25 protein-coding genes are annotated in these 22,015 nt (G+C 59.2%); 9 read left to right on the forward strand and 16 right to left on the reverse strand.

The window, feature by feature from the left end; translation table 11 throughout:
* The first annotated feature begins 309 nt into the window (after positions 1 to 309).
* Positions 310 to 1,086 (forward strand): FCD domain-containing protein, encoded by a 777-nt coding sequence (locus tag BMZ32_RS15645; protein WP_090243625.1) that lies wholly within the window; start codon positions 310 to 312, stop codon positions 1,084 to 1,086.
* On the opposite strand, the gene BMZ32_RS15650 is transcribed toward BMZ32_RS15645, so the two are convergent.
* From BMZ32_RS15650 to BMZ32_RS15680, 7 genes are all read right to left on the reverse strand, one after another.
* The gene (locus tag BMZ32_RS15650) at positions 1,083 to 2,546 is read right to left on the reverse strand and encodes an ATP-binding protein (RefSeq protein WP_090243627.1); all 1,464 of its coding nucleotides are present in this window, start codon (positions 2,544 to 2,546) and stop codon (positions 1,083 to 1,085) included. The genes BMZ32_RS15645 and BMZ32_RS15650 overlap by 4 nt on opposite strands.
* Positions 2,546 to 3,205, reverse strand: coding sequence for a response regulator (locus BMZ32_RS15655; RefSeq protein ID WP_090243629.1), 660 nt, complete (start codon positions 3,203 to 3,205; stop codon positions 2,546 to 2,548). The genes BMZ32_RS15650 and BMZ32_RS15655 overlap by 1 nt, the downstream gene beginning before the upstream one ends.
* A 282-nt stretch (positions 3,206 to 3,487) precedes the next feature.
* Positions 3,488 to 4,138, reverse strand: a complete 651-nt coding sequence (locus BMZ32_RS15660; RefSeq protein WP_090243631.1) for a TRAP transporter TatT component family protein — start codon at positions 4,136 to 4,138, stop codon at positions 3,488 to 3,490.
* A 9-nt stretch (positions 4,139 to 4,147) separates the two neighbouring features.
* A complete protein-coding gene (locus BMZ32_RS15665) occupies positions 4,148 to 4,939 on the reverse strand; it encodes an SDR family oxidoreductase (protein ID WP_090243633.1) in 792 nt (263 codons plus the stop codon).
* An 8-nt stretch (positions 4,940 to 4,947) separates the two neighbouring features.
* Positions 4,948 to 5,601 (reverse strand): iron-containing redox enzyme family protein, encoded by a 654-nt coding sequence (locus BMZ32_RS15670; RefSeq protein WP_090243635.1) that lies wholly within the window; start codon positions 5,599 to 5,601, stop codon positions 4,948 to 4,950.
* On the reverse strand, positions 5,601 to 7,085 hold the full coding sequence (locus tag BMZ32_RS15675; protein ID WP_090243637.1) for an AMP-binding protein: 1,485 nt from the start codon (positions 7,083 to 7,085) through the stop codon (positions 5,601 to 5,603). The genes BMZ32_RS15670 and BMZ32_RS15675 overlap by 1 nt, the downstream gene beginning before the upstream one ends.
* Complete coding sequence (locus tag BMZ32_RS15680) at positions 7,069 to 7,758, reverse strand: thermostable hemolysin (protein WP_090243638.1); 690 nt, start codon at positions 7,756 to 7,758, stop codon at positions 7,069 to 7,071. Before BMZ32_RS15680 ends, BMZ32_RS15675 begins: the two co-directional genes overlap by 17 nt.
* Before the next feature lie 209 nt (positions 7,759 to 7,967).
* Here BMZ32_RS15680 and BMZ32_RS15685 point away from each other — a divergent pair, with 209 nt between their 5' ends.
* The 3 genes from BMZ32_RS15685 (at position 7,968) to BMZ32_RS15695 (ending at position 9,474) form a co-directional block, all read left to right on the forward strand.
* Positions 7,968 to 8,381 (forward strand): hypothetical protein, encoded by a 414-nt coding sequence (locus BMZ32_RS15685; RefSeq protein ID WP_090243640.1) that lies wholly within the window; start codon positions 7,968 to 7,970, stop codon positions 8,379 to 8,381.
* A 152-nt stretch (positions 8,382 to 8,533) separates the two neighbouring features.
* Entirely contained in the window at positions 8,534 to 9,115 is a 582-nt protein-coding gene (locus tag BMZ32_RS15690) for a DJ-1/PfpI family protein (RefSeq protein ID WP_090243642.1), read from the forward strand.
* A 56-nt stretch (positions 9,116 to 9,171) separates the two neighbouring features.
* Positions 9,172 to 9,474 (forward strand): ribbon-helix-helix domain-containing protein, encoded by a 303-nt coding sequence (locus tag BMZ32_RS15695; protein WP_090243644.1) that lies wholly within the window; start codon positions 9,172 to 9,174, stop codon positions 9,472 to 9,474.
* An 81-nt stretch (positions 9,475 to 9,555) separates the two neighbouring features.
* Here the strand turns inward: BMZ32_RS15695 and BMZ32_RS15700 are convergent, their stop codons facing one another.
* A complete protein-coding gene (locus BMZ32_RS15700) occupies positions 9,556 to 10,335 on the reverse strand; it encodes a substrate-binding periplasmic protein (protein WP_090243645.1) in 780 nt (259 codons plus the stop codon).
* Between the two features lie 178 nt (positions 10,336 to 10,513).
* Positions 10,514 to 11,530, reverse strand: a complete 1,017-nt coding sequence (locus BMZ32_RS15705; protein ID WP_090243648.1) for a DUF4917 family protein — start codon at positions 11,528 to 11,530, stop codon at positions 10,514 to 10,516.
* 225 nt (positions 11,531 to 11,755) lie between these two features.
* Here BMZ32_RS15705 and BMZ32_RS15710 point away from each other — a divergent pair, with 225 nt between their 5' ends.
* Positions 11,756 to 12,097, forward strand: a complete 342-nt coding sequence (locus tag BMZ32_RS15710; RefSeq protein WP_090243649.1) for an FKBP-type peptidyl-prolyl cis-trans isomerase — start codon at positions 11,756 to 11,758, stop codon at positions 12,095 to 12,097.
* A gap of 36 nt (positions 12,098 to 12,133) precedes the next feature.
* Here the strand turns inward: BMZ32_RS15710 and BMZ32_RS15715 are convergent, their stop codons facing one another.
* The 7 genes from BMZ32_RS15715 to BMZ32_RS15745 form a co-directional block, all read right to left on the reverse strand.
* A complete protein-coding gene (locus BMZ32_RS15715) occupies positions 12,134 to 13,003 on the reverse strand; it encodes a PA2778 family cysteine peptidase (protein ID WP_167376768.1) in 870 nt (289 codons plus the stop codon).
* A gap of 81 nt (positions 13,004 to 13,084) precedes the next feature.
* Entirely contained in the window at positions 13,085 to 13,447 is a 363-nt protein-coding gene (locus BMZ32_RS15720; protein ID WP_423815448.1) for a PA2779 family protein, read from the reverse strand.
* 397 nt (positions 13,448 to 13,844) lie between these two features.
* On the reverse strand, positions 13,845 to 14,831 hold the full coding sequence (locus tag BMZ32_RS15725) for a GGDEF domain-containing protein (RefSeq protein ID WP_208598732.1): 987 nt from the start codon (positions 14,829 to 14,831) through the stop codon (positions 13,845 to 13,847).
* Between the two features lie 337 nt (positions 14,832 to 15,168).
* Positions 15,169 to 15,816 carry a TIGR04211 family SH3 domain-containing protein gene (locus BMZ32_RS15730; protein ID WP_090243655.1) on the reverse strand — a complete coding sequence of 216 codons (648 nt, stop codon included), beginning with the start codon at positions 15,814 to 15,816 and terminating at the stop codon, positions 15,169 to 15,171.
* Between the two features lie 286 nt (positions 15,817 to 16,102).
* Complete coding sequence (locus BMZ32_RS15735; protein ID WP_090243658.1) at positions 16,103 to 16,498, reverse strand: diacylglycerol kinase; 396 nt, start codon at positions 16,496 to 16,498, stop codon at positions 16,103 to 16,105.
* 148 nt (positions 16,499 to 16,646) lie between these two features.
* A complete protein-coding gene (locus BMZ32_RS15740) occupies positions 16,647 to 17,939 on the reverse strand; it encodes a sensor histidine kinase (protein ID WP_090243661.1) in 1,293 nt (430 codons plus the stop codon).
* A complete protein-coding gene (locus BMZ32_RS15745; protein WP_090243663.1) occupies positions 17,929 to 18,612 on the reverse strand; it encodes a response regulator transcription factor in 684 nt (227 codons plus the stop codon). The genes BMZ32_RS15740 and BMZ32_RS15745 overlap by 11 nt, the downstream gene beginning before the upstream one ends.
* 106 nt (positions 18,613 to 18,718) lie before the next feature.
* Between BMZ32_RS15745 and BMZ32_RS15750 the strand changes: the two genes are divergently transcribed.
* The 4 genes from BMZ32_RS15750 to BMZ32_RS15760 are packed head-to-tail and all read left to right on the forward strand — an operon-like array spanning position 18,719 to position 22,001.
* Positions 18,719 to 20,677 (forward strand): LTA synthase family protein, encoded by a 1,959-nt coding sequence (locus tag BMZ32_RS15750; RefSeq protein WP_090243665.1) that lies wholly within the window; start codon positions 18,719 to 18,721, stop codon positions 20,675 to 20,677.
* A gap of 51 nt (positions 20,678 to 20,728) precedes the next feature.
* On the forward strand, positions 20,729 to 21,472 hold the full coding sequence (locus BMZ32_RS15755) for a phosphatase PAP2 family protein (protein ID WP_090243668.1): 744 nt from the start codon (positions 20,729 to 20,731) through the stop codon (positions 21,470 to 21,472).
* Positions 21,473 to 21,475: 3 nt separating this feature from the next.
* Complete coding sequence (locus tag BMZ32_RS19470) at positions 21,476 to 21,619, forward strand: hypothetical protein (RefSeq protein ID WP_167376769.1); 144 nt, start codon at positions 21,476 to 21,478, stop codon at positions 21,617 to 21,619.
* A 13-nt stretch (positions 21,620 to 21,632) separates the two neighbouring features.
* Positions 21,633 to 22,001 (forward strand): hypothetical protein, encoded by a 369-nt coding sequence (locus tag BMZ32_RS15760; RefSeq protein ID WP_208598733.1) that lies wholly within the window; start codon positions 21,633 to 21,635, stop codon positions 21,999 to 22,001.
* Positions 22,002 to 22,015 lie beyond the last annotated feature (14 nt).

Consider the following 22,015-nt stretch of genomic DNA (forward strand, 5'->3'; position numbering starts at 1 on the left):
TCGCAGCGCGGTGCGCATGGGTGAATGCGGGTGCGCATGTGAATGCAGCGCAGCGATGAGCAATGGCAGTGGAGCCGGCATAAGAGGACCTCGTTGGGTTCTTTGAATTGTTCTAATGTGTTTAATTGGTAATACCAATTTACAATGTTGCGTGGTCAGGGTAAAAGTGCAGGCTCCGGCCTGTCAATGAGCTCGCTTACGACTTTGGTCATGTATGCCCGGCTTGCGAGCCCGATAAGCCCGCTATAGGCTTGCCGGCGGCGGGCTAAAGAGTTCTTGGCGGGTGGTCAAACCAGTGGAGTGCGGGATATGGAAGTAGGGTCAGTGCGCCAGCGCCGTTTGTCGGACGATATCGTTAGCCAACTGGAAACCATGATCCTCGAGGGCACTCTCAAGGTCGGTGAGCGTCTGCCAGCCGAGCGGGTGTTGGCCGAGCAGTTCGGTGTTTCACGGCCATCGCTGCGCGAAGCGATTCAAAAGCTCGCCGCCAAGGGCTTGCTGGTCAGCCGCCATGGTGGTGGCAATTTTGTTGCGCAAACCCTGGGCTCGACCTTCAGTGATCCGCTGCTGCATCTGCTGGAAAGCAACCCCGAAGCGCAGCGTGACCTGCTGGAGTTTCGTCACACCCTGGAAGGCTCTTGTGCGTTCTACGCCGCCCAGCGTGCCACTGAACTGGACCGCCAGCGTCTCAGCGAGGCCTTCGTCGCGCTGCAGGATTGCTATAGCCGCAGTGGCAAGGTGACCCGCGCCGAGGAGGGCGCCGCCGATGCGCGCTTTCATCTGGCGATTGCTGAGGCCAGCCATAACGCGGTGTTGCTGCACACCATTCGCGGCCTGTTCGACCTGCTCAAGCGCAACGTGGTCACCAACATTGGCGGCATGTATGCCCAGCGCGATGAAACCCGCGACATGCTGATCGAACAGCACCGCGGGTTGTACCAAGCAATTATCGAAGGTCGCGCCGAAGAGGCACGCACACTCTCCAACCGGCACATCGATTATGTGCAGGAAGTGCTGGCTGACGTGCAACAGCAGGTCAGCCGCGAACAGCGTGCCCTGCGTCGCGGGGGCAGCACACCGCGTTAGCGGCTGCGCGGCAGGCGCACCGCTACTTCAAGACCGCCCAGCGGTGAGTCACCCAGGCTGATGCTGCCACGGTGCAGTTCCACCACGCGGCTGACGATGGACAGGCCGAGGCCGGCACCCTGGCCATCGCCGAGTCGATAGAAACGTTCGAAGAGTTTTTCCCGCTGCGCCTCGGCCACTCCGGGGCCGCTGTCCTGTACGCGCAGGATGATGGCGTCTGCCTGCGCTTCTAGTTGCACCTGAATGTGTCCGCCATGTGGGGTGTATTGCACGGCATTGCTGATTAAATTCTGTAGCAGGGTGCCCAGGCTTGGGCCGTCGGCGAGCAGCTGATAATCCGCCGGCTCAAGTGCATCGAGGTTGAGTTCTTGCTGACGATCAAGAGCCAGCGGGATCAGTTCTGCCAGCTCATTGCGCACGTAGCCGAGTAAGTCCAGTTCGCGCATCGCCAGTTGCACCACATTAGGGTCCAACCGCGCCAGGGTAAGCAGTTGCGCCACCACCCGGGTTGCGCGTTCGACGCCACCGCCCAGTTGGCGCAACGCCTCGTTGCGGTCCTGCGGATCGGGAGCGTCTAGGGCGTTTTGCGCATGAATGCGCAGCACCGCCAGCGGCGTGCGCAGTTCGTGGGCGGCGTCAGCAATAAAGCGTTTTTCCTGATCCAGCAGTTGGTTGACCTGCATCAGCAAACGGTTGAGCGCGGCGCCCATGGGCTCTAGTTCGATGGGCAAGGGCTCCAGGATCAGCGGTGCGAGGTTGTCGGGCGCGCGCGATTTAATCAGTTCGGCCATGCGCTGCAACGGCCGCAAGCCCCAGCCAATCGCCAGCCACACCAGTAAGGCCAGCAGCGGCAGGCCGATCAGATCAGGCAGCAGGCTGCGCAGGGCAATTTTCGTCGCCAGTTCGCCGCGCACGTCCTCGCGCTCGGCGATCAGGATTAAATGGTGGTCTGCGCGGTCGTGAAGCATAAATAAACGCCAGTGATAATCTTCCAGCGCGACGGTGTGATAGCCAACCAAGCGCTCCGCCAGACTCGACAGCGGTTCTGTGGTGAGAGGGGTGTGTGCGCCGGCAGCGTTCTGATGAAAGCTCTCAACCATCTTGGCCAATGCCCCGGTGGGAGCGCTCGCCGATTGCAGCACTGTGCCACCCTGTTCATCGAGGACCTGAAACGCCAGTTTACTTTCGTAGGCATGCCCTGCGCGTGCCTCTTTATCATCACTGTTCTGACGGTTTTGCAGGGCCAGGTTCAATGCGCTCTGCAGGGTCGTGCGCTCGCTTTGCGACATGTTCTGGCCAACTAAACCGGCCAGCAGGCGCGCGGTTTGTGCCAGCTGCGCGTCGAAAAGCTCCTCGATTTCATGCTGGGCATCCCGGTAGCTGTTATAGGAAATCAGGGTCATCGACAGGCTGAGTAGGCCGAGTACCAACAGCAGCGTGCGCGCGCGGATTGAGCGCATCAGGCTTTATCCACTAAGTAGCCGACGCCGCGTACGGTGCGGATCAGCTCGGGAAAGAATTTTTTGCGCAGGTGATGCACATGCACTTCCAGGGCATTGCTCTCCAGCTCTTCATCCCAGCCATAGAGCGCCTGCTGCAGTTTGTCGCGGGTCATCACCCGGCCCGGCTGAGCCAGCAGTTCGTGCAGTAGAAGGAATTCCTTGCGTGGCAGGTTGACCGCCTGGCCCTGATAAGTGATGGCCTGGCTGACCGGGTCAAGGCTGATACCGCGGTATTCCAGTGCCGGTTGTGGACGGTTGAAACTGCGCCGCAGCAAGGCGCGCAGGCGCGCTTTGAGCTCGGCCACATCGAAGGGTTTGACCAGGTAATCATCAGCGCCGGCATCCAGCCCGGCGATACGGTCGCTGGTGGAGTCGCGAGCGGTCAGTACCAGTACCGGCACCGGGTTGGCGGCAGCACGTAGATGCTTGAGTACTTGCAGACCGTCCATGCGCGGCAGGCCAAGGTCGAGGATGGCCAGTTCGAAACTCTCGCTGGTCAGCGCATGCAGTGCACTGCTGCCATCCTGCACCCAGTCGACGGTATACCCCTCGGGTTTGAGCGCGGTGCGAATCCCTTCGCCAAGGGCTTTGTCATCTTCGACCAGCAGAATGCGCATGAAGGTGTTCCTGATTTTTATAAATAGGGTTATGGCTGAGGTGCAGTTATTCGTAGGGTGGGTTAGGCGCACGGACACGAGTTAACGACTAATGAGTCGTCAGTTGCGCCGTAACCCGCCAGGCCCATAAGAGGTCGGTCGATTATCGCGTGGTGGGTTACGTGGCGCACACATTGCGCAGTTGTTTTGACACTCTGCCTCTGCGCTACTAACCCACCCTACAACAGCAGCCTGCACCTGCAGAAATCCCTGTTTTTTCTATTCAGGTTCGCGTGGGGGAGATTACTCCAGTTCGGCGTTGACCTTGCTCAGCAGCGCCTGAATATCCTGTTTTCGCCCAGCGTCTGCGGATTGGCGATTAGGCCGCGGCGGAGATTGCAGGGCTTTTTCCAAGGCCGCTTTGGCTTCGGCATAGCGCTTGGCGCGGGCTAGATAGTCGGCATAGAAGTAGTTGGGGTCGATGCCATCCGGATTGATGGCCAGGGCCTGCTTGAGCATGGCTTCGGCTTTTTCATCATCACCAAAGCCGATTGGCCAGCCGGGCACTTGGTAATACAGGCTGCCGAGGCTGGTGTAGGCCGAGCCGGACAGCGCTTTGGGGTCCAGGGCCAGGCCTTGTTCCAGGCTGGCTTTGGCCTCCTTGACCAAGCCGAGTGCGCCCAGGCCGCCCTTGGCACCCGCGTAGGTGCTGAGGATGATGCCGTTCCAGATATGCAGCTCAGCGGCGTCTGGCTCGGCGCTGACGGCTTTTTGCGCGTGTTCGCTGAGGCTGGCAAAGGCTTTTTCGCGCTGCTCTTTAGGCACCTGATAATTGATCTCTGCCCAGCGGTCTTGCAGGTTTTGCAGTTGCGTCTGGCCTTGTTCGCTTAACGCGAAGGCGGGCAGGCTGGCGAAGCAGAGCAGGGCGCAGGCGGCGTTACGGATACGGTTCATACAGGCTCCTTAGGGTTTGCTGCGGGCAAATCGCTGAATAATTGGTAGTTGCTTGCGCAGGGCTTGGTCGACCACTCGCGGCAGCAAGCTGTTGAGGCGTACGAAGAGTTTTTCCGGCCAGCCGAGGTAGCGTTCCTCTTCCTCGCGGCGGATGGCGGCCAGCAGTTGCAAGGCCACGCTGTGCGGGTCATCCATGGCCACGTTCAACTCGTCATTCATGGCCACCACGTTGGCGGCGTTCATGCTGGTTTGCGTCGCACGCGGGGCGAAGTAGAGAACCTTCACCTGAGTGTCCGCCAGCTCACGGCGCAGGGCTTCGGAGAAACCGCGTAGGGCGAATTTGCTGGCGCAATACGCGCTAAAACCGGGGTAGCCGATGGAGCCAAATGTCGAGCCGAGATTAACCACCAGCGCACGGCCCTGCTGGCGCAGCATGGGCAGCAGGCGATGGGTCAGTTGCAGCGTGGCGGTGACGTTGAGGCCGATCAGATCAGCGATGGCCGTTTCATCATGCTGCTCGAGTAAGCCGAAGTGATTGACCCCGGCGGCGTTGATCAGCGTGTTGATGCCGCCGAAGCGCTGCGCGGCAGCAACCACGGCTTCACGGCCGCTGCGCTCGCGGATATCGGCCTGTACCACTTGGACCTTGCTTGTGTGCGCATTTGCAAGCATCTGTAAGGCGTCGGTTTGGCGGCCGACTAGCAGCAGTTGCGCGCCTTCTTCCAGCAAGGCTGCGACCAGCGCCTGGCCGATCCCGCCGCTGGCGCCGGTAATTACGGCACGGCATTCATTGAGTTTCATCAAGGCTCCTATGCGCTTAACGGCAAGCTGCGGAATACGTCGCCATAGAGTCGGTAAACCACTTTGGCGGTGTGCACCACGGCAGCTTTATCGTCATCGTTGTCCAGCTGATTCATCAGCTTTTTAAAGAACTCGATGTGCTCCAAGTCGAGGCTGCCGTGGGAGCTGAGGTAGCTGAAGGCTTTGTTCGGTAATTGCAGTTTGTCCTGAATTACCCCCGCCACTTGGGTGGCCAGGGCGATGCTGGTGCCTTCCAGTACGTTGACCATGCCGAAGAAGCTCACCGGGTTGTGCCGGGCGATGCGGTCGTAGACGTAGCTGACCATCAACTCGGTCGACATATGCGGCAGGCCGTTGCGCACGGCTTCCTTGTCCGCACCGCAGGCGGCGATGTCATTGAGGACCCATTCCTGGTGGCCTTTTTCTTCGTCGATGTATTCGGCAATGGCGTCGCGTAGCCATTCCAGCCTTTCCGGCAGGCGACCGCCGCAGGTCATCAGCAAGGGCACGGTGTGTTTGACGTGGTGGTAGGCCTCGGTGAGAAAAGCGACGTAGCTGTTCAGGCTGACGGTGCCGGCCATGGCCTGGGCAATGATCGGTGCGCTGAGCAGGTAGTTGCGTTCAGCACTGGTTTGTTCAAGCAGGGATTCATAGAAGCTCATCAAGCATCTCCATAGCAGGTTTGGTCGGCCATCAGCTGTTCGATGGCGTTCTGGTAGTGGGCGAATAAAGCGTTGCGGCGCAGGCGACCATTGCTGGTGGCCAGCTCGTTGCTGCTGCTGAAAGGGTGCTCGGCGCGCAGCCAGTGGTGCACGCGGGCGTAGTCAGGCAGTGATTGATTGGCGGCAGCCACGGCTTCGGCCAGTTGGCTGTCGCTGGTCGTCTCGAAGCGCGGCACCAGTACGGCGACGTTGCCGGGTAGGGCTTCGCCGTGCAGCCAGGCTTGGGCAATGGGCAGTTGTTGCACCAGCTCGGCCTCGACCCACTCTGGGTTGACGTTGCGGCCAAAGGCGGTGATGAACTGGTGTTTCTTGCGCCCGTGCAGCACCAGAAAAGGCCCCTCGAAATGGCCGAGGTCACCGGTGCCCAGCCATTCTTCATCGGTTACCGGTTCGCCCAGATAACCGAGCAGACGCGGGCCTTTGATCTGCACTTCCTGGTCGGCGCCGAGACGTACCTGCAAGTGTGGCAATGGTTGACCAACGGTGCCGATACGGCGCTGCTCAGGGGTGTTCAGGCACACCACTGACGCACACTCCGACAGGCCATAGCCTTCGAAGATCGGCAAGCCCAGCGCATCGGCACGTTGCAGCAGTTGGCTGGACACGCGGCCGCCGCCGACCGCAATAAAGTGCAGTGAGTCCGGTAAGGGCAGGCCGCGTTCGGCGGCGCTGACTAGCGCCAGCAGCAGCTGCGGCAGCAGGATCAGGCTGTTGGGTTGCGCCTGACCCAGCGCCGTCAGAAAGCGCGGCAGGTCAAATTGGCTGGCACCCAGCAGGCCGACTTGCGCCATAGGCATCAACTCGATCTGCGCGCCGGCCAGCAGCGGGGCGTAAATGCCGGCGATGTTCTCCAGCAGTGTGGCCAGCGGCAGTACGCACAGGTGGCGTTCAACCTGACAGCTGGCGCTGGCCCGCACCAGGCTGTGGGCCACGGCCAGTTGTGTCGCCACATCCAGGCACACGCCTTTAGGCTGACCGGTGGTGCCAGAGGTGTAAGTGACCTTGCAGGTGCCGACGGGTAATTCGCTGACCAGCGCGCGCGGCCGTTGCAGCACACCGGCTGCGCTCGCTGTTGCACTCGCACTGAAACCCAGCGCGCTATATAGCGTGTTTTCCGGGCCGATCAGGCAGTCGATGCTGGCGCTGTCGAGTACATGCACCTGCTGATTGGTGGAGAAGAACCCCGGTACGGGCACGCACACCAGCCCAGCATGCAGGGTGGCCAAGTCCCAGAGTACCCAGTCAATGCCGTTATCCAGCGCCAGGGCAATGCGTCGGGCGCCGAGCTGTTGCAGGTGTTGGCTGCGGACGTCGACCTCGGCCAATAACTGGGCATAACTCAGGCTTCGGCTGCCTTCACGCAAGGCGCTGGCGTTACCGAGGGCGGCCAGGTGCTCGAACAGCGGTTTAGCGGCAGGCCACATTGGGCATGTCCTCCAGGGCATAAAAGGCTTGGTGGGCCAGGCGTGGGTAGGCGCCCAGCTGCAGCAGGCGCTGATGCCCGGCATAGATGTCACCGGCCATCACGTGCGGCTGGTTGTCGTAATAGGTGCCCCAGTCGGCCTGTTCATCGCCCAGGCAGTCAGGGTTGGCAGGGCCCAGCGCTACGGGTGTCAGTCCCAAACGTTGGAAGCTGTTGAGCAGCGCCAGGGTGCCGGTGAAGGTCACCCAGCGGTAACCCAGTGCCACCAGCAGGTCGGTCAGCGCCACAATCAGCAGACGGGCGGCGCCGGGGCTGCCGGCTGCGAGGTTGCCGACTTCCACCAGTTGCGTGCGCTGCGGAGCATTGGCCACTTTCTTGGTGGCAATCACCTGCTCTGCCGGTTGCTCCAAATAACGCTCAAGAAACAACGGGTCATTGCCGGCGCTGCGCAAGCCCACGGCGCCGAGCAGTTGTCCGCTGCTGTCTTCCAGGCTCAGCAGGCAGGGCATGAAATGGCGGATATGTGCCTGATGCTGAGCCGCGAAGCGCTCGCCGATAAAGGCTTCAATGCCGGCCCGGCGTGGGCTTGCGCTGTTGGCCAGGTAGAGGCTGAGCGGTTGCTCACGGCCTATCTGTGCAAGTGCAGTATCTTGATACACCCAAGGCAGCTCCATGGAAGGAACCTCATCTGAGAACTTGGGTGTGAGTTTCTGCCCGCAGTCTTAACGCTAAATTAAGGCGATAAATATTCTGCGCAGGCGGCTACAGGCATTTCATTGCTTGCACTGCAAGCACTCCAGCCCATAGCCTGCGAAGGCTGCCTGTGGCGTGACCACCGGCTCAATTTGCCCTGACCTTTAACGCCAAACGCTCGGAGATAGTTATGCCCCCTATAGATACTGAGCAACAACTGGCGGCCCGTCTGGCCATCCTGGAAAACCCTGAAACGCAGGACTGCACCGTCTATCGCGCGGATGAACAGGACCCGGAAGCGGAGGAAGTGGATTTGGGCGATGCCAAGGTGCTGTTCTGCGGCCCGTTTGAGGCACCCGCTGATTGGGATGCGGCAGAGCGTGAAGAGTATTTTGGCGACAGCGCACCTGAGTTATTCGTCAATGCGCGCATCGAGTGCGAAGCCAAGCCAGGCTCCAAGAGCCATTTCAGCGTGGATATCGGTGACTATGTGGCCGCCCAGCCTGGTGAGGGTGAAGTCGTGATGTTCTATGTGCACGACTACCTGGAAGACGACACGGGCTGCACCTATGTGCTGCTGCGTGATGAGGAAGTGCTGGAGTAACAACCCCCAGACGCTGAGTTGCTTTAGGTGGCTCAGCGTTTTTATTTCGCCGCCGTCTGTCCAAGATTTGCCCTGTAGTACCGGGTTATTACCCACGCCGGGCTGATCGGGACAACACTCTGTGCTTCTCAATCAATACAGGGAGCAAGCACATGGCCGCGAAAAAGATTCTCATGCTGGTCGGCGACTACGTCGAAGACTACGAAGTGATGGTGCCGTTTCAGGCGCTGCTGATGGTCGGTCATCAGGTGCATGCCGTGTGCCCAGACAAGACCGCCGGGCAGAGCGTACGCACCGCCATCCACGATTTTGAAGGCGAGCAAACCTACAGCGAAAAGCCGGGGCATAACTTCGCTCTGAATTTCGACTTCGCCCAAGTTAAAGCTGAAGACTACGATGCCCTCGTGGTTCCCGGTGGTCGTTCGCCTGAGTACCTGCGCTTGAATCCTCAAGTTGTGGCGCTGGTGCAGGCATTCGATAAGGCCGGTAAGCCGATTGCAGCGGTTTGCCACGGTGCGCAGTTGCTGGCAGCGGCCGGTATTTTGAAAGGGCGCGAATGCAGTGCCTATCCAGCCTGTGGCCCGGACGTGACAATGGCCGGTGGGCAGTACATCGACATCGCCGTGGATCAGGCCCACGTCCAAGGTAACCTGGTCACTGCTCCGGCCTGGCCGGCGCACCCGAACTGGTTGGCCGCGTTTTTGAAAGTGCTGGGCACTCAGATCACGCTATAAACGCTAAGCCGTACCTGGGGCCTACGTGGCCCCAGCATTCAACGAGGGGAGCTGCTATGTGCGAGCTTTACGTTAAAGCCGACCCGATTCTCTACGAGTCCCGCGCTCGTTCGCTGCGCATTCGCGGCGTGGTTACCACCCTGCGTCTGGAAAACCAGTTCTGGGACATCCTGCGCGAGATCGCCGAAGTCGATGGCATGACCACCAATCAGCTGATTACCAAGCTGTATGACGAGGTTATGGACTACCGCGGTGAAGTGGTGAATTTCGCCTCGTTCCTGCGCGTCAGCTGCACCCGCTACCTCAGTCAGCGGCGTGTGCCGGCCGGGTTGAGTGTGGTGCGCGCGATCAGCCAGTAACTGCCCGCGCCGGGGCTATGCCGTATGCCAAATTGGCGCTGGCTGGTGGGTGCAAAAGGTACGCGCATGCCTACGGCGCTGTTATTGCAAGTCGTACTTGGCCAGCAGCGCGTCGATGGCAGTTTTCTCGCGTAACAGGAAGGCATCGAAGCGGGCGATGAGTGCGGGATGGTGGTTGCTCGAGAGATGGTAGTAGCTGTCCTTGAGTTCCAGCAGCCGGGGCTCTACCACCAGGGCGTGCGGCATACCCAGCCTGCGTAGATGGTAGCGCGCTACCTGACGTCCCATATTGGCGCCGTCGATATAGCCGAGCAAGGTCATGCGAATCAGGCTTTCCGGGCTTGGCGCTTCTTTAATGTGCACTCGCCCGGCCGCGATATCAGCCTGAAGTTTCCACGGGGTAAAGCCGTGGATAAACCCCAGGGTACGAAAGCTATCCAAGGGTTGGCCAAGGTGCTGAGGCTGCACCAGTATGGCGTCTTGAAATACCAGCAAGGGCTGCGAATAGCTGATATTCATGCCGGCTTTTGCCGCGACATCCCAGTGCGGGTTATCGGGCAACACCAAGTCCAGACGTCCCTGGCGGTATTCGCGGATCAAGCGGCGCACCGGAAGCGGGACATAGGCCAGCTGAATGTCTTCCTGGCGGGCGAACAAGTCCAGAACCTCACGGGCATAGCCACGGAATTGGTAGTCCGGTGCGGTGGCGGCGTAGATTGGGAAGTAATCGATCTCCTGCACACCGACCCGGAACAGTGTTTGTGCGCTTGCGGGCGCCGCCGTCCAGCCCGCTAGCAGCGCGCCGAGGCAGGCTAGGCCGGTTAGGTGTGCATAGCGAAGAAGGGTGGAATGGCTTGGCACTTTCGCGACTCGACGGTGTTCTTGCGGGTGAGTCTAACCTAGCGCTGCTTGCAAGATATCTAGCGCGGCATCATCCGAACTCCATCCAGTTCACTGAGGGCGAGCGGACGACCAAGGCAATAGCTCTAGGTGTAATGCACTGCGATGAACGCAGTGCATTAATCGTTAAATAGCGCGCTCACTGCGTTGGAGTGATGGCTACGCGTAAGTTCCGGTGGCCCAGCGGGTGACTCAGTGCATCGAAGAAACGCAGTTCCACGTCCTGCCCCGCGAACAGGCTGGCGTAGTGCTGTTTCTGTTGTTGGATAAACAGTGGGTTGTGCGGGTATATCGATATAGCCAGGGTTTTCATCCCCGCTTGCAGCAAGGCCTTAACCAAGTGCTGATCCTGCGCCGCGAGGTTATGGCCGAAGATGCACAAGGTTTCTTTGGGCTGCGATAGCTGGCTGTAGCAGAACGATAGATAGTCGGAACTGCGAATGGCTTTGAGCTTGTCCGCGCTGCTGCCTTCGTTGACGAACAGCGGGATATCACCCAACTGATTGATGGCAAAACTGGCCAGCAGGGTGCTCTCTGACGAGTTCAGCATGCGTGTGCTGCCATCGATATTCTTCACCAGGTGCATGCCGCCGTGCAGGTAGAGCATGCGTGTGGCGCTACTCTGGCGGGCATTGTTGCCGAGGTCAAAGGTCGAGTCCGGGCCACGGAATAGCGGTTCAAACGCGTCGGGTGCCTGCATCACCGCCCAGTAGTTGAGCAGGTCGTAATTACCTGAATAGACCGTTTGGTACTGGCTAAGCGCGCTGTTGATATGCATCAGACTGGATGCTTGCATCTGACTCCAGGGAATGTGCACCGAGCGCACGGCGTGGATCAGCGCTTCCTTGATGGCGAAGTAGCGATGACGTGGCGACGACGAGTTGATGGTCAAGGCGGCATTGACCCGGATGCTGTTCTTCAGTGCGCTGAGCACCTGCTCGAAGTTACTGGTGTCCAGCGCACGGAACACGCTCAGCTCGGTGGGGCTGAGCGGGCGGTTCTGGGTGGTCTGGGCTTCGTCAAACAGCGACAAGTAAGCGAACTTGCGCCATACCGCGAGGCTCGCGCCGTTACCAATCAACAACTCGGGAAAACCGATGCTGCTGTTCAGGGTGCTCCAGTCTTCCAGTTCGCCAGTAAGTGCCGGGATTTGCATAATCGCTACTTGTCGCCTTGGGTCGTGGTTGTGCAGGACGCGACTTTAGCACGAGCGGTGCATGTGCCTGAGCACCCTTCGTTTAGCTTTGCCGCTTGGCCATGCGAGGGCTTTGGCTATGCTGGAACTGAGGCATGCGTGACTGATCAGGCCCGGCAGTGGTCTGGTAAGGGTGAGTCTGCTGTTATGTTTTAGACCTGCCATGTGTGGACAAGAGAGAGCGCAATGAACAACGAATTATTGATCGAAGATATTCAGCTGGGTGACGGTAAAGAAGTGGTCAAAGGTGCACTGATCACCACGCAATACGATGGCTATTTGGAAGATGGCCGCAAGTTCGACTCATCCTATGATCGCGGCAAGGCTTTCCAATGCGTGATTGGCAGCGGCCGAGTGATCAAGGGTTGGGACATCGGCATGATGGGTATGAAGGTCGGCGGTAAGCGCAAACTGTTCGTGCCCGCACATCTGGCTTATGGCGAGCGTGAGTTCGGCGCGCATATCAAGCCGAATTCCAATCTGATCTTCGAAATTGAGCTGCTGGAAGTGCTGACGCGCGATGAGTGAGAGCCGCTGTTTGTGACTCTGTGTCAGCAATAGCGCTTACGGGCAGGCGGGGATCTCGCAACTGAGCGGATCAGTCTTGGGTAGCGGTGGGGCCGTTTGTACCTGCATTCCGTTGGCACAGGCTTCTGCTTGGCGGGCCGCCTGGGTGCAACCGACTGCTGTAAGCGCCACCGCCAAGTTATTCCAGCCCGCCTTGAGCGTCGGAAAGTCGCTGACTAACGTGCGGAACTGCGCCACAGCCTGCTCAGGTTGGTTTTGCGCCCAGGCCACATTACCTAAGCCAAAACGCCCGGCGGCTTGCTCAGGCCAGGTATGCAAGGCTGTGGTGTAAGCGCGTTTGGCGGCGTCCAACTGCCTGCTCTGCTCCAGGTCGCTGGCCGCACGCAGATAGGCCAGTGGTTCAGCGCTGGCCGGTAGTTGATCCGCGGGTAGGGCGATGACCGCCCAGCGCTCGCTTCTGTTCCACAGACGCATGAACAGGCTGAACGGCTCGCGCTGAGCTTTTTGGGTGCCGCTGTGCACGATGATTTCCTGGGTATTCAGGTCGTAGCCCACGACCACTGCATAGTGCCATTGCGGCATCCAGTTAAAGCCCAGGTTCTGCATCACCAAAACGGCATTGCCGGCCGCCACTTCACGTAACAGCGCGAGTAGCGATTTATTCAGGGGGTAAACCAGCAGGCCGTGCTCACGCGCGGCGGCGACCATCTCAACCTGCAAGCTGCCTTGGCGTTGCGGAAGGTAAACGCGGCCCTTGAGGCTATCTGGCGTGTCGGCGAAGCCGCGTTGGCTGAGAAGCATCGCCAAAGAAGCCGGGCCACACTGATAGTCGTCCTGGGGGTAGAAACTCACCTGCTCGACATAGGTCGTGCTCGGCAACTGCTGGAGCACCGACTGAGCGGGCATATACGTCGACTGCCCTGCACAGGCGCACAGCAAGAGCATCAAGCCTGTGAGGAGCAGCAGACGTACATGACCCACGGCGGATTAGCGCACGCAGTGAACGAAGTTGAAGATGTTGGTCACGCACAGTGCATCGGTGAGGATGAACACCAGCAAGAACAACACTATGATGCCCACCACGCCGGCACCGCTTGGCGCTGTGTTCAATTGGCTGTTAAAGCTGGCCAGCTCGCTTGGGGTCAGGCTGTTGATGCGCTGTTCCACCTGCTCAGGGGAAACGCCCATGGTGGCCAGCTTGTTTTGTACGTCTTGGTCGCCAAGCATTTGTTTTAGCGATTCACGGTCAACGCTCACCTGCTGCTCGGCGATCACTTCATGGGTCCCCACCATCGATGTGCGTGCGGACACGCTGCTGATTGTGGTCAGCATGAAAACAGCGCTGAGCATGATCGAGATAATGGGTTTGACGGTTCTTATTAACGTCATAGGTTTTACTCCTGCATGTTGTCTTAAAATGACCGCGAGCAGCCATTCCACCCATGCCAGGATGCCTAGCACTTACTACGCAACATAGTCTGCGCCGGCGGCCCGCCGCTGTTCGCTAACGTACATATGTCCGGCTCAATTTAAGCGGCTGCTGTGATGCCTGACCAGGCAGCGCTAGGCGCCAGAAAAATCTGCGCACGCATGAGTTTGCTGCGCCTAGCAAAGCGCATTGCAAGCGGGCCTGCGTAACCCTGCGATTGGACGTTCTGAAGCGGGATGATTGGATGAGGGTGCTACGGTGTTTTTCGAGCCTGGCGCAGCGGTTGCCTTCACTCAGGGCTGCATCGTATGCAGCCGATCAACACTGCGCCACTTCTACTCTGTTGCGTCCAGCGGACTTACCGGCGTAAAGCGCGTAATCCGCTCGTGCAATGGCGTTGCTGAGTGGCTCTTCAGCACGATACTGGCTGATGCCTATGGACAGCGTCACCTGGACTGTATTGCCGTCACAGTCAATTACCAGGCCTTCGATAGCCTTGCGTATGCGCTCTGCGCTCACTGCCGCCTGTTCAAAATCGGTTTCCGGCAATACCGCAAGAAACTCTTCGCCGCCCCAGCGGCCAATAAAGTCCTGCTCACGCATTGAATCTTTGAGTGATTGGCTTACCGCCGCCAGCACCCGGTCACCCATATCGTGGCCGTATTGATCATTGATCTGTTTGAAGTGATCAATGTCCATCAGCAATAAGGTGAGGTTGCTGGGGCAGCGATGGTGTCGCGCCAGTTCCTTTTCGGTCAGCGCAATCATGTGCCTGCGGTTGAACAGGCCGGTCAATGAGTCTGTCGTTGCCATCCGCGCCAGGCTCTTGTGGGCGCGGGTTACGGTGCTCACATAGAACAGCGCCAGATAGCTGAACATGAAGAACACTACGGTCAAATTGAAAACATGCACACCGAGTAGGGCGCTAGAGGAGATGGGCTGCAGAGGTTCGATGTACCACATCAGCACATCCAGCCCAACGTAGTAGGCCCACAGGCCCGCCGCGAGGACCCAGGCGCTGCGCGCGCGCATGGTCACGAACAAGGCGGGGATGAACATGAGTAAGAAATAGTGAAAGCCACTGTCCCAGCCAATCAACACGGTCCCAAGTCCTGCGTGTACCAGTACTTCAGTGCGGATCAGTAGAATCGCCAGGCGGTTACGTCGCTGCTTGAACGCGCGGTAGGCGTAGGCATACATGGCCACGCTGAGCACGTTTATCCAGGCCAGAATGGGTGAGCCCAGCAGGATGAAAATAAACAGAAAAGTGACATCGACGCAGCCAGCTAACTGACAGCAACGCATGGAAAGCTGCCAAAACTCGGGGCGAGCGTTGCGCTTGTGCGGGTTATTTGAACGCATCCCTAGCATTTAGGCTGTTCCCTCACGTTCCGGTTATGAGTCCCGGTTTTTATTAGATTGCCTGCCTGATGACAGGCAGCTGAGGCGCTGTTTGACGTGCAGTGTGAATCGTCCCGGGTGATCTTGTCAGTGCCAAACGTACGTTAGGGACCGCAAAACCGCCGTTTTGGTAGCTTGATTTGGCCCCTAGGGCCGTGCATTCGGTGAGCGATTATACCCGTGGGTTACAGAAAGGCGGGTGGGTGAAGGTGCTCACCCACCGGTAGTGGATTTCAGCCCATTAGACCCACTGATCATTACGCTTGCGTCTTACCCGCAGCAGGGTCGGCAGGATCAGCCCAGCAGCCAAACCGATCCCGGCGATACCGCCGCCATAAACCATATAGCGCATCAGCACCTGCTGGTTTTCCTCGCCCAGTTGCGCTTGCAATTCGCGTGCGTCGGCGTTGGCCTGACTCAGTTCGCTGTCTAGCGCAGAACGGGCGGTTTGCAGCTCGTCGATCAGGGTTTTGCGTGAATCCAGGGTTTCCTGCATGCCCTGCACGCGGGTTTTCCACGTGTCGTTGATGCCGTCCAATTCGGCACTCAGCTCGGTTACTTTCTGCTCAAGTTGCGGCAGGCGCTCGGCCTGGCCGGGTACTTCCTGCAGGTCGCGGCTGGCAATCCATACCGCATTACCGCTGTCGCCACGCACCTGGCTGTAATCGCCGTCGCTGCGCAGTAGCGTAACTTTTTGCCCGGAGGTCAGCGTGCCGACGATACGGTAGCCGTCGGTTGGGCCACTGCGGACATAGGTATTGAGGCTGTCGCTGACCCAGCGAGTGGTCCGGGTTGTTTCTTCGGCGTGCGTGGTGGCGCTTGCCAGCAGACAAGCACTGAACATCAGGAGGGGGGTAAAGCGTGAGGCAAAATGACGGGATGGCGACATGGGGCAATCTTCATATGGCGATGAGCGAAACCCTGTAAGCGGGTGCGATAGACGCCGGCCCGGCGAATTGCCATAAACAGATACGCGATCAGGGTGGTGTGCTGCAGCGCCGTTGCTGGTGGGCAAATAGCCATGCAGGCCACCCGCGGGGCCGACAGCACACAGACACTGAGCACGCGTGCAGAGTTCACTCGGTGCGGGGCGGTGCGATGTCCGGGCATAGGGTTGGCCGCTTCAGGCTAGGCGGATGGCCTGTGCCAACCGCCTTACCTGGCGGCGGTTCAGCTCATATCAGAATCAGGGCCCAGGTCAGCCCGATCATCAACAGGGCGATAAATTGCGCGGCACTGCCCATGTCCTTAGCTTGTTTGGACAGTGGGTGGATGCTCAGGGAGATGCGGTCGACTGTGGCTTCGATGGCGGAGTTGAGCAGCTCGACGATCAGTGACAGCAGCGGTACGAGCATCAGCAGTAAGCGCTCACTGCGGGTGACGTCGACCAGGCACGCCAGCGGCAGTAACAGCACATTGAGCAGCAGTAACTGGCGGAATGCGGCCTCGCCACGGTAGGCCGCCTGGAGACCCATCAGCGAATAGCCGCCGGCGTCGAGAATGCGCCGCAGCCCGGTACGGCCTTTGAGTGAAAGGGCGTCATGCATTTCTGCAGAGGGTTTGCCGCTCATAGTGGCAACTCCAATGTGAGCAGCTGTTTAGGGCGCTGTGGGTTACCCAATGGGCGCAGGCAATCGGGGGTAGGTAGAGCACGCATGGCTGAGCGTCCGGTTGAGGGGGAACGCTCGCCACACTAAACAGGCAGGTATCAACAGCGCGTTAAGGCACTGTGAAAATTTCGTCAGGGTCCGGCTTAAACGTCACGCTAAAGCAGGTGCCGCCCGTCGGTTGGCTGTGTACTGAGATTGTCCAACCTTGCTTGGCGCAGATCCGCTTGACCAATGACAGCCCCAGTCCCAGACCTTCGCCGCGGGCCTGGGCGCCGCGCACGAAGGGCTGGAAAATCTCCTCGTGCTGCTCCAGAGGGATACCTGCGCCGCTGTCCTCGACGCGAAAGCCACCGTTATCTAGCACCAGACGGACAAAGCCGTGCTCGGTGTAGTGCAGGGCATTGCGCAACAGGTTGACCATGACCGTGCTGAGAAAGGTGGCGTTGTACAGGCCGTCATCGCTGCCGTCTTGCTGGTACTGGAAGGTCAACCCTTTGTCGTTGAACATGGGCTCCCAGCGCTCGATCTGTTCGGCAGCGACACGGGCGAGGCTGCAGTCGGCGATAAACGCTGTCTCATTAGCCTTACTCCTGGCCAGCTGCAGAAAGGTCTGCACCAGCTCGCGCATTTCCTCACTGGCCCTGGCGATGCGCTCCAGCTGTTGGCGTTCACGGGGTGAAAGCGTGGCTTCTGCGAGCAGTTCGCAAGAGGTAGCAATGACCATCAGCGGGGTACGCAGCTCATGGCTGACATCGCTGGTGAACAGGCGTTCACGCTCTAATGACTGACGCACCTGGCCCAGGGTGCTGTCGAAGGCGGCGGCCAATTGACCCACTTCATCATCGGGATAATCCGGCGCCAGGGGCGGTGCCAGGGTATGCAGTTGATCGCGATGGCGCACCTGTTGCGCCAGTCGGCTGACGGGGGCCATGACCTTACGCGCCATCACCAGGCCCAGCGCCCAGGCGCCCAGCACTGTCAGCAGAAAGCCGGCGAGCACAACGTTGAACAAGGCTTGTTCACGGGCCTCGAACTCATGCTGCTCTTGCACCAGTTGGTAGGCATTGCCGTTAATTTCCTGCATGTAGACGTAGAAGGCTTTGTCATTCTCGACCACTTCATTGAAGCCCTCCGGCAGCCCTAAATACTGCGCAGGAATTGCATACTCCGGCAGGTTGGAGGCAAAAAAGCGTGTGCTTGAGTCCAGGCGTGGGCGGTTGCCATGTTTGAGGTCTTCATGCAGCACGGTGTTCAACTCACGGTTGAGCTCCTCGGACACCAGGTGTTCTTCAATAACGTGCACCACGGCCACGATACTCAGGGAGAAAACCCCGCTGACCACCATCGTCATCAGTACAAAGGCAATCAGAATGCGCCTGGCAAACGGCTGCTTAGACGCCATTAGTATGCTCCGCCAGGCGATAGCCGACGCCGTGCAAGGTGTGTAGCAGGGGGGAGGGGAAGGGTTTGTCGAGAACCTGACGCAGTTGATGGATGTGGCTGCGCAGGCTGTCGCTGTCAGGGCTGTCATCGCCCCAGAGCGCTTCTTCCAGCGCTTCACGACGGATCACCGCCGGGCTTTTCTGCATCAGTACGGCCAATAACTTAAGGCCAATGGGGTTGAGCTTGAGCGGTTGTCCCGCGCGGCTGACATGCAACGTGTCGAGGTCATAAAGCAGGTCAGCGACTTTTAGCTGGCGCTTACGGCTGCCTTGGCTGCGGCGCAGGATGGCTTCGATCCGCGCGACCAGTTCGGACAGGGCAAAGGGTTTGATCAGGTAATCGTCAGCGCCAACATTCAGCCCCTGTAAGCGGTCATCCAGGGCGTCGCGGGCCGTCAACATCAGGATCGGTACTTCATTGTGGCCATCCTCGCGCAGGCGCTTGCACACCTGATAGCCGTCAATCCCGGGCAGCATGATGTCCAGCACGATGAGGTCATAGTGGCCAGTGCTGGCCAGGTGCAGACCACTCAAACCGTCCTGCGCACAATCAACGGCGAAGCCTTTGAGCTGCAGGTAGTCGAGGATGTTGGCCAAAATATCGCGGTTATCTTCGATGACCAGAATACGCATGGGCTGTTATTCCTTTCGGTGTTGACGATTTTTTCACATCGTTTTGACAAGCGCCTCACAGCGGTCATTCCACACTGCGGCACGCTCATCCAAACGGGATCATACGATGCCTCAGCTCCACTTCGCGCAACTTCGTTACCTGTCGATCATCGTCCTGGCTTGGTTGGCGGTGTTTCTGCTGACCCGCAGTGTGTTGCTGGCTACGCACCTGGCTGATGCCCAGGTCAGTGCCGGGCAGTTACTCAGTTTGTATGGGGTGGGGCTGGTCTATGACCTGAGCTTTCTGCTGTATGCCAGCCTGCCGCTGTCTCTGTACTTGTTGCTATGCCCGCGCCGCCTGTGGCAACAGCGCTGGCATAAGCGCTTTTTGCTGACGGTGGTCGGGGTCAGCCTGTTTGTCATGCTATTTACCGCCGTGGCGGAGTGGTTGTTTTGGGATGAGTTCGGCGTGCGCTTTAACTTTATTGCCGTGGATTACTTGGTGTACTCCGAGGAAGTGATCAACAACATTCTTGAGTCCTACCCGATTTACCCGCTGCTGGCGCTGCTGGCGATAGTCGCCATTGCCACGACTACATTGTTGCGTAAGACGGTGTTGGCTGCGCTGGATGCACCACGCCTGCGGCCTGCGCCGGCACTGCTCAGTGTGTTGGGTGTTTTTTTGTTGGCCGGGTTGAGCAGCGCGCTGATTGGTCAAGACGCGCCGCGCGGCACCGATGGCAACGCCTACCAGCGTGAGCTGGCGAGTAATGGGCCGTTCCAGTTCTTTGCCGCGTTCCGTAATAACGAGCTGGATTACCCGCAGTTTTACGCCACGCTGGCCAAGCCTGATGTGGCCAGCTTGCTACGCAGCGAAGTCAGTGAGCCCAATGCGCGTTTTATAGGTAGTGACCCGCAAGATATTCGCCGGTTGATCGATAATCCCGGCCAGCCTCAGCATTTGAACGTGGTGCTGGTGACCATCGAAAGCCTCAGTGCCAAGTACCTGGGCAGCTTCGGTGACAGCCGCGGCTTGACTCCCAACCTCGACCAGTTGCGTAAGCAGAGCCTGAGCTTCAGTAATTTCTACGCCACCGGCACCCGCACCGACCGCGGCCTGGAGGCAATTACGCTGTCGATTCCGCCAACACCGGGGCGTTCCATCGTCAAGCGTATCGGCCGTGAATCCGGCTACGGCAGCCTGGGCCAGCAGTTCAGCGCACAAGGCTATGACAGCGTGTTTATCTACGGTGGGCGTGGCTACTTCGACAATATGAATGCCTTCTTTGGCGGCAATGGCTATCGCATCGTTGACCAAAGCAGCGTGGCCGAGGCGGATATGGTGTTCCAGAACGCCTGGGGCATGTCCGACGAGGACATTTATAAGCAGACGCTAAAAGTCGCCGATGCCGACCACGCTGCCGGCGAACCCTTCTTTCTACAGTTGATGACCACCTCCAACCACCGGCCGTACACCTACCCAGAAGGGCGTATCGACATCCCCTCCGGTGATGGTCGCGAAGGTGCGGTGAAGTACACCGACTATGCGATTGGTCAGTTCCTCGCTCAGGCGCGGAAAAAACCTTGGTTCAACCAAACAGTGTTTATCTTTGTCGCGGATCACACGGCTGGCAGCGCCGGCAAAGAAGACCTGCCGGTGGCCAATTACCACATTCCGCTGTTCATCTATGCCCCTGGGCACATCCAGCCGCGTGAGTTCACTGAGCTGGTCAGCCAGATCGACCTGGCGCCCACGCTACTGGGCCTGCTGAACATCGACTATGTGTCGACCTTCTTCGGCCGCAATGTGCTGCGCGATGACCGGGCGCCAGGGCGTGCGCTGTTGGGTAACTACCAGCATCTGGGGCTGTTCGATGGCAGCAGCCTGGCCATCCTCAGCCCGCGGAAAAACATGCGCCGCCATGATGATGCCCTGGGCCTGAGCCATGAGGTGAGAGTGAACGCCACCGATGCTCTGCAGCGACGCAACATCGCCTATTACCAGGGCGCGAGCTATGCCTTCCAGAAGCATCTGATTGCCTGGCGACCTGCACTGTTGCCTAACGCGCAACTGAGCAAGCGTTAACCCTCAAACTTTTCAGGTACTGCTCGGCAGTGCCTTGTTGGGAGTGCTGTTATGACGGCCGATCGCTCTGTTACAGCCTCGCGCTATTTTAATTTTCGCCTGGGCTTGGGCATTCCTTTAGCGTTGATGGCGTTGTTGCTGATATGTGACCCCAGCGGTCTGGACTTCGCCATCGAACACCTGTTCTACCAGCCGGACCAGGGCTTTATTGGTAAACACAGCTTCTGGCTAGAAGACATCCTGCATGACCGCGCTAAGCAGCTGGTCATCGGTTTTGCTGGCTTGGCCATTATCGGTTTTGTCATCAGCCTGTTACCTACGCAGTTCAGGGTATGGCGTAGGTCGCTGGGCTATCTGGTGCTGGCGCTGGGATTGTCGACCAGCATTGTCACGCCTCTCAAAGCATTTACGGCCGTGCAGTGTCCCTGGAGCCTGACCGAGTTTGGTGGAGCGGAGAGCTTTAGCCCATTGCTCAGCGCGCGTGCGCCGACGGACAAGCCTGGCCGTTGCTGGCCGGGTGGCCATGCCTCATCGGGGTTCTCGCTGCTGGCGCTGTTTTTTCTGTTGCGTGACAAACGTCCGCGCATGGCGCGCGCCGCGTTGGTCTTCGCCCTAGGGCTGGGCGCAGTGTTTTCCTTGGGGCGGATGATGCAGGGCGCGCATTTTCTCTCGCACAACCTGTGGACGCTGCTCTTCGACTGGACGATCTGCTTGCTCTGTTATCGCTGGGTGCTCTATCGCGCGCCATCCGCTCAGCGCGCCGAACAGGCTGAACTTAAACCGCTTGAGGGCTAGACCATGCCAACTGTTATCTACGTCTGTCGCCTCGCTGTTGCCGCGCTGCTGTTTACGCTCGCCCTGGTGGTGCTGCCATACAGCATGGCCTGGAGTGCAGATCCGCTTCTGAATCAGCAACTGTGCCTGGCTCCCCAGGTCGCTTGAGGCCTGTATGCGCATGAACACTGCCCCTATCGCTTGGGTGAAGCTGTCCGCATGTGGCGTGTTTGCGCTGTTGCTTGGCGGTTGCCAAAGTACTCGTGAGTTGCTGCAGGCCGAGGGGTACCCGCCGGTCTTTGTCGATGGTTTTGAGGCGGGTTGCAGCAGTGGTCGTCAGGCCGCCGGTGGCCTCGATGATTTCCGCAAGGATGTGCCGCGTTACCTGGCAGCGCCACTCTATGCGCAAGGTTGGGACGATGGTTTTCGCCAATGCCAGGCGCGCCTGCAAAGCGAGTTTACGCGCGAGCAATTTGACGACGATTGGCGCGACCGCGAATGGCGCACGCATGTTGACCAGGCGATGGCCCAGGCATTGCGGCGCAGATAAGGCTGCAAAAACAA

It is taken from the genome of Pseudomonas guineae (assembly GCF_900113745.1).
Taxonomy (GTDB): Bacteria; Pseudomonadota; Gammaproteobacteria; order Pseudomonadales; family Pseudomonadaceae; genus Aquipseudomonas; species Aquipseudomonas guineae.

Coding starts and splice junctions, on each gene's coding strand:
- BMZ32_RS15645 (WP_090243625.1), top strand. CDS start 310: ATGGAAGTAGGGTCAGTGCGCCAGCGCCGTTTGTCGGACGATATCGTT.
- BMZ32_RS15650 (WP_090243627.1), bottom strand. CDS start 2,546: ATGCGCTCAATCCGCGCGCGCACGCTGCTGTTGGTACTCGGCCTACTC.
- BMZ32_RS15655 (WP_090243629.1), bottom strand. CDS start 3,205: ATGCGCATTCTGCTGGTCGAAGATGACAAAGCCCTTGGCGAAGGGATT.
- BMZ32_RS15660 (WP_090243631.1), bottom strand. CDS start 4,138: ATGAACCGTATCCGTAACGCCGCCTGCGCCCTGCTCTGCTTCGCCAGC.
- BMZ32_RS15665 (WP_090243633.1), bottom strand. CDS start 4,939: ATGAAACTCAATGAATGCCGTGCCGTAATTACCGGCGCCAGCGGCGGG.
- BMZ32_RS15670 (WP_090243635.1), bottom strand. CDS start 5,601: ATGAGCTTCTATGAATCCCTGCTTGAACAAACCAGTGCTGAACGCAAC.
- BMZ32_RS15675 (WP_090243637.1), bottom strand. CDS start 7,085: ATGTGGCCTGCCGCTAAACCGCTGTTCGAGCACCTGGCCGCCCTCGGT.
- BMZ32_RS15680 (WP_090243638.1), bottom strand. CDS start 7,758: ATGGAGCTGCCTTGGGTGTATCAAGATACTGCACTTGCACAGATAGGC.
- BMZ32_RS15685 (WP_090243640.1), top strand. CDS start 7,968: ATGCCCCCTATAGATACTGAGCAACAACTGGCGGCCCGTCTGGCCATC.
- BMZ32_RS15690 (WP_090243642.1), top strand. CDS start 8,534: ATGGCCGCGAAAAAGATTCTCATGCTGGTCGGCGACTACGTCGAAGAC.
- BMZ32_RS15695 (WP_090243644.1), top strand. CDS start 9,172: ATGTGCGAGCTTTACGTTAAAGCCGACCCGATTCTCTACGAGTCCCGC.
- BMZ32_RS15705 (WP_090243648.1), bottom strand. CDS start 11,530: ATGCAAATCCCGGCACTTACTGGCGAACTGGAAGACTGGAGCACCCTG.
- BMZ32_RS15710 (WP_090243649.1), top strand. CDS start 11,756: ATGAACAACGAATTATTGATCGAAGATATTCAGCTGGGTGACGGTAAA.
- BMZ32_RS15715 (WP_167376768.1), bottom strand. CDS start 13,003: ATGCCCGCTCAGTCGGTGCTCCAGCAGTTGCCGAGCACGACCTATGTC.
- BMZ32_RS15720 (WP_423815448.1), bottom strand. CDS start 13,447: ATGCTCAGCGCTGTTTTCATGCTGACCACAATCAGCAGCGTGTCCGCA.
- BMZ32_RS15725 (WP_208598732.1), bottom strand. CDS start 14,831: ATGCGTTGCTGTCAGTTAGCTGGCTGCGTCGATGTCACTTTTCTGTTT.
- BMZ32_RS15730 (WP_090243655.1), bottom strand. CDS start 15,816: ATGTCGCCATCCCGTCATTTTGCCTCACGCTTTACCCCCCTCCTGATG.
- BMZ32_RS15735 (WP_090243658.1), bottom strand. CDS start 16,498: ATGAGCGGCAAACCCTCTGCAGAAATGCATGACGCCCTTTCACTCAAA.
- BMZ32_RS15740 (WP_090243661.1), bottom strand. CDS start 17,939: ATGGCGTCTAAGCAGCCGTTTGCCAGGCGCATTCTGATTGCCTTTGTA.
- BMZ32_RS15745 (WP_090243663.1), bottom strand. CDS start 18,612: ATGCGTATTCTGGTCATCGAAGATAACCGCGATATTTTGGCCAACATC.
- BMZ32_RS15750 (WP_090243665.1), top strand. CDS start 18,719: ATGCCTCAGCTCCACTTCGCGCAACTTCGTTACCTGTCGATCATCGTC.
- BMZ32_RS15755 (WP_090243668.1), top strand. CDS start 20,729: ATGACGGCCGATCGCTCTGTTACAGCCTCGCGCTATTTTAATTTTCGC.
- BMZ32_RS19470 (WP_167376769.1), top strand. CDS start 21,476: ATGCCAACTGTTATCTACGTCTGTCGCCTCGCTGTTGCCGCGCTGCTG.
- BMZ32_RS15760 (WP_208598733.1), top strand. CDS start 21,633: ATGAACACTGCCCCTATCGCTTGGGTGAAGCTGTCCGCATGTGGCGTG.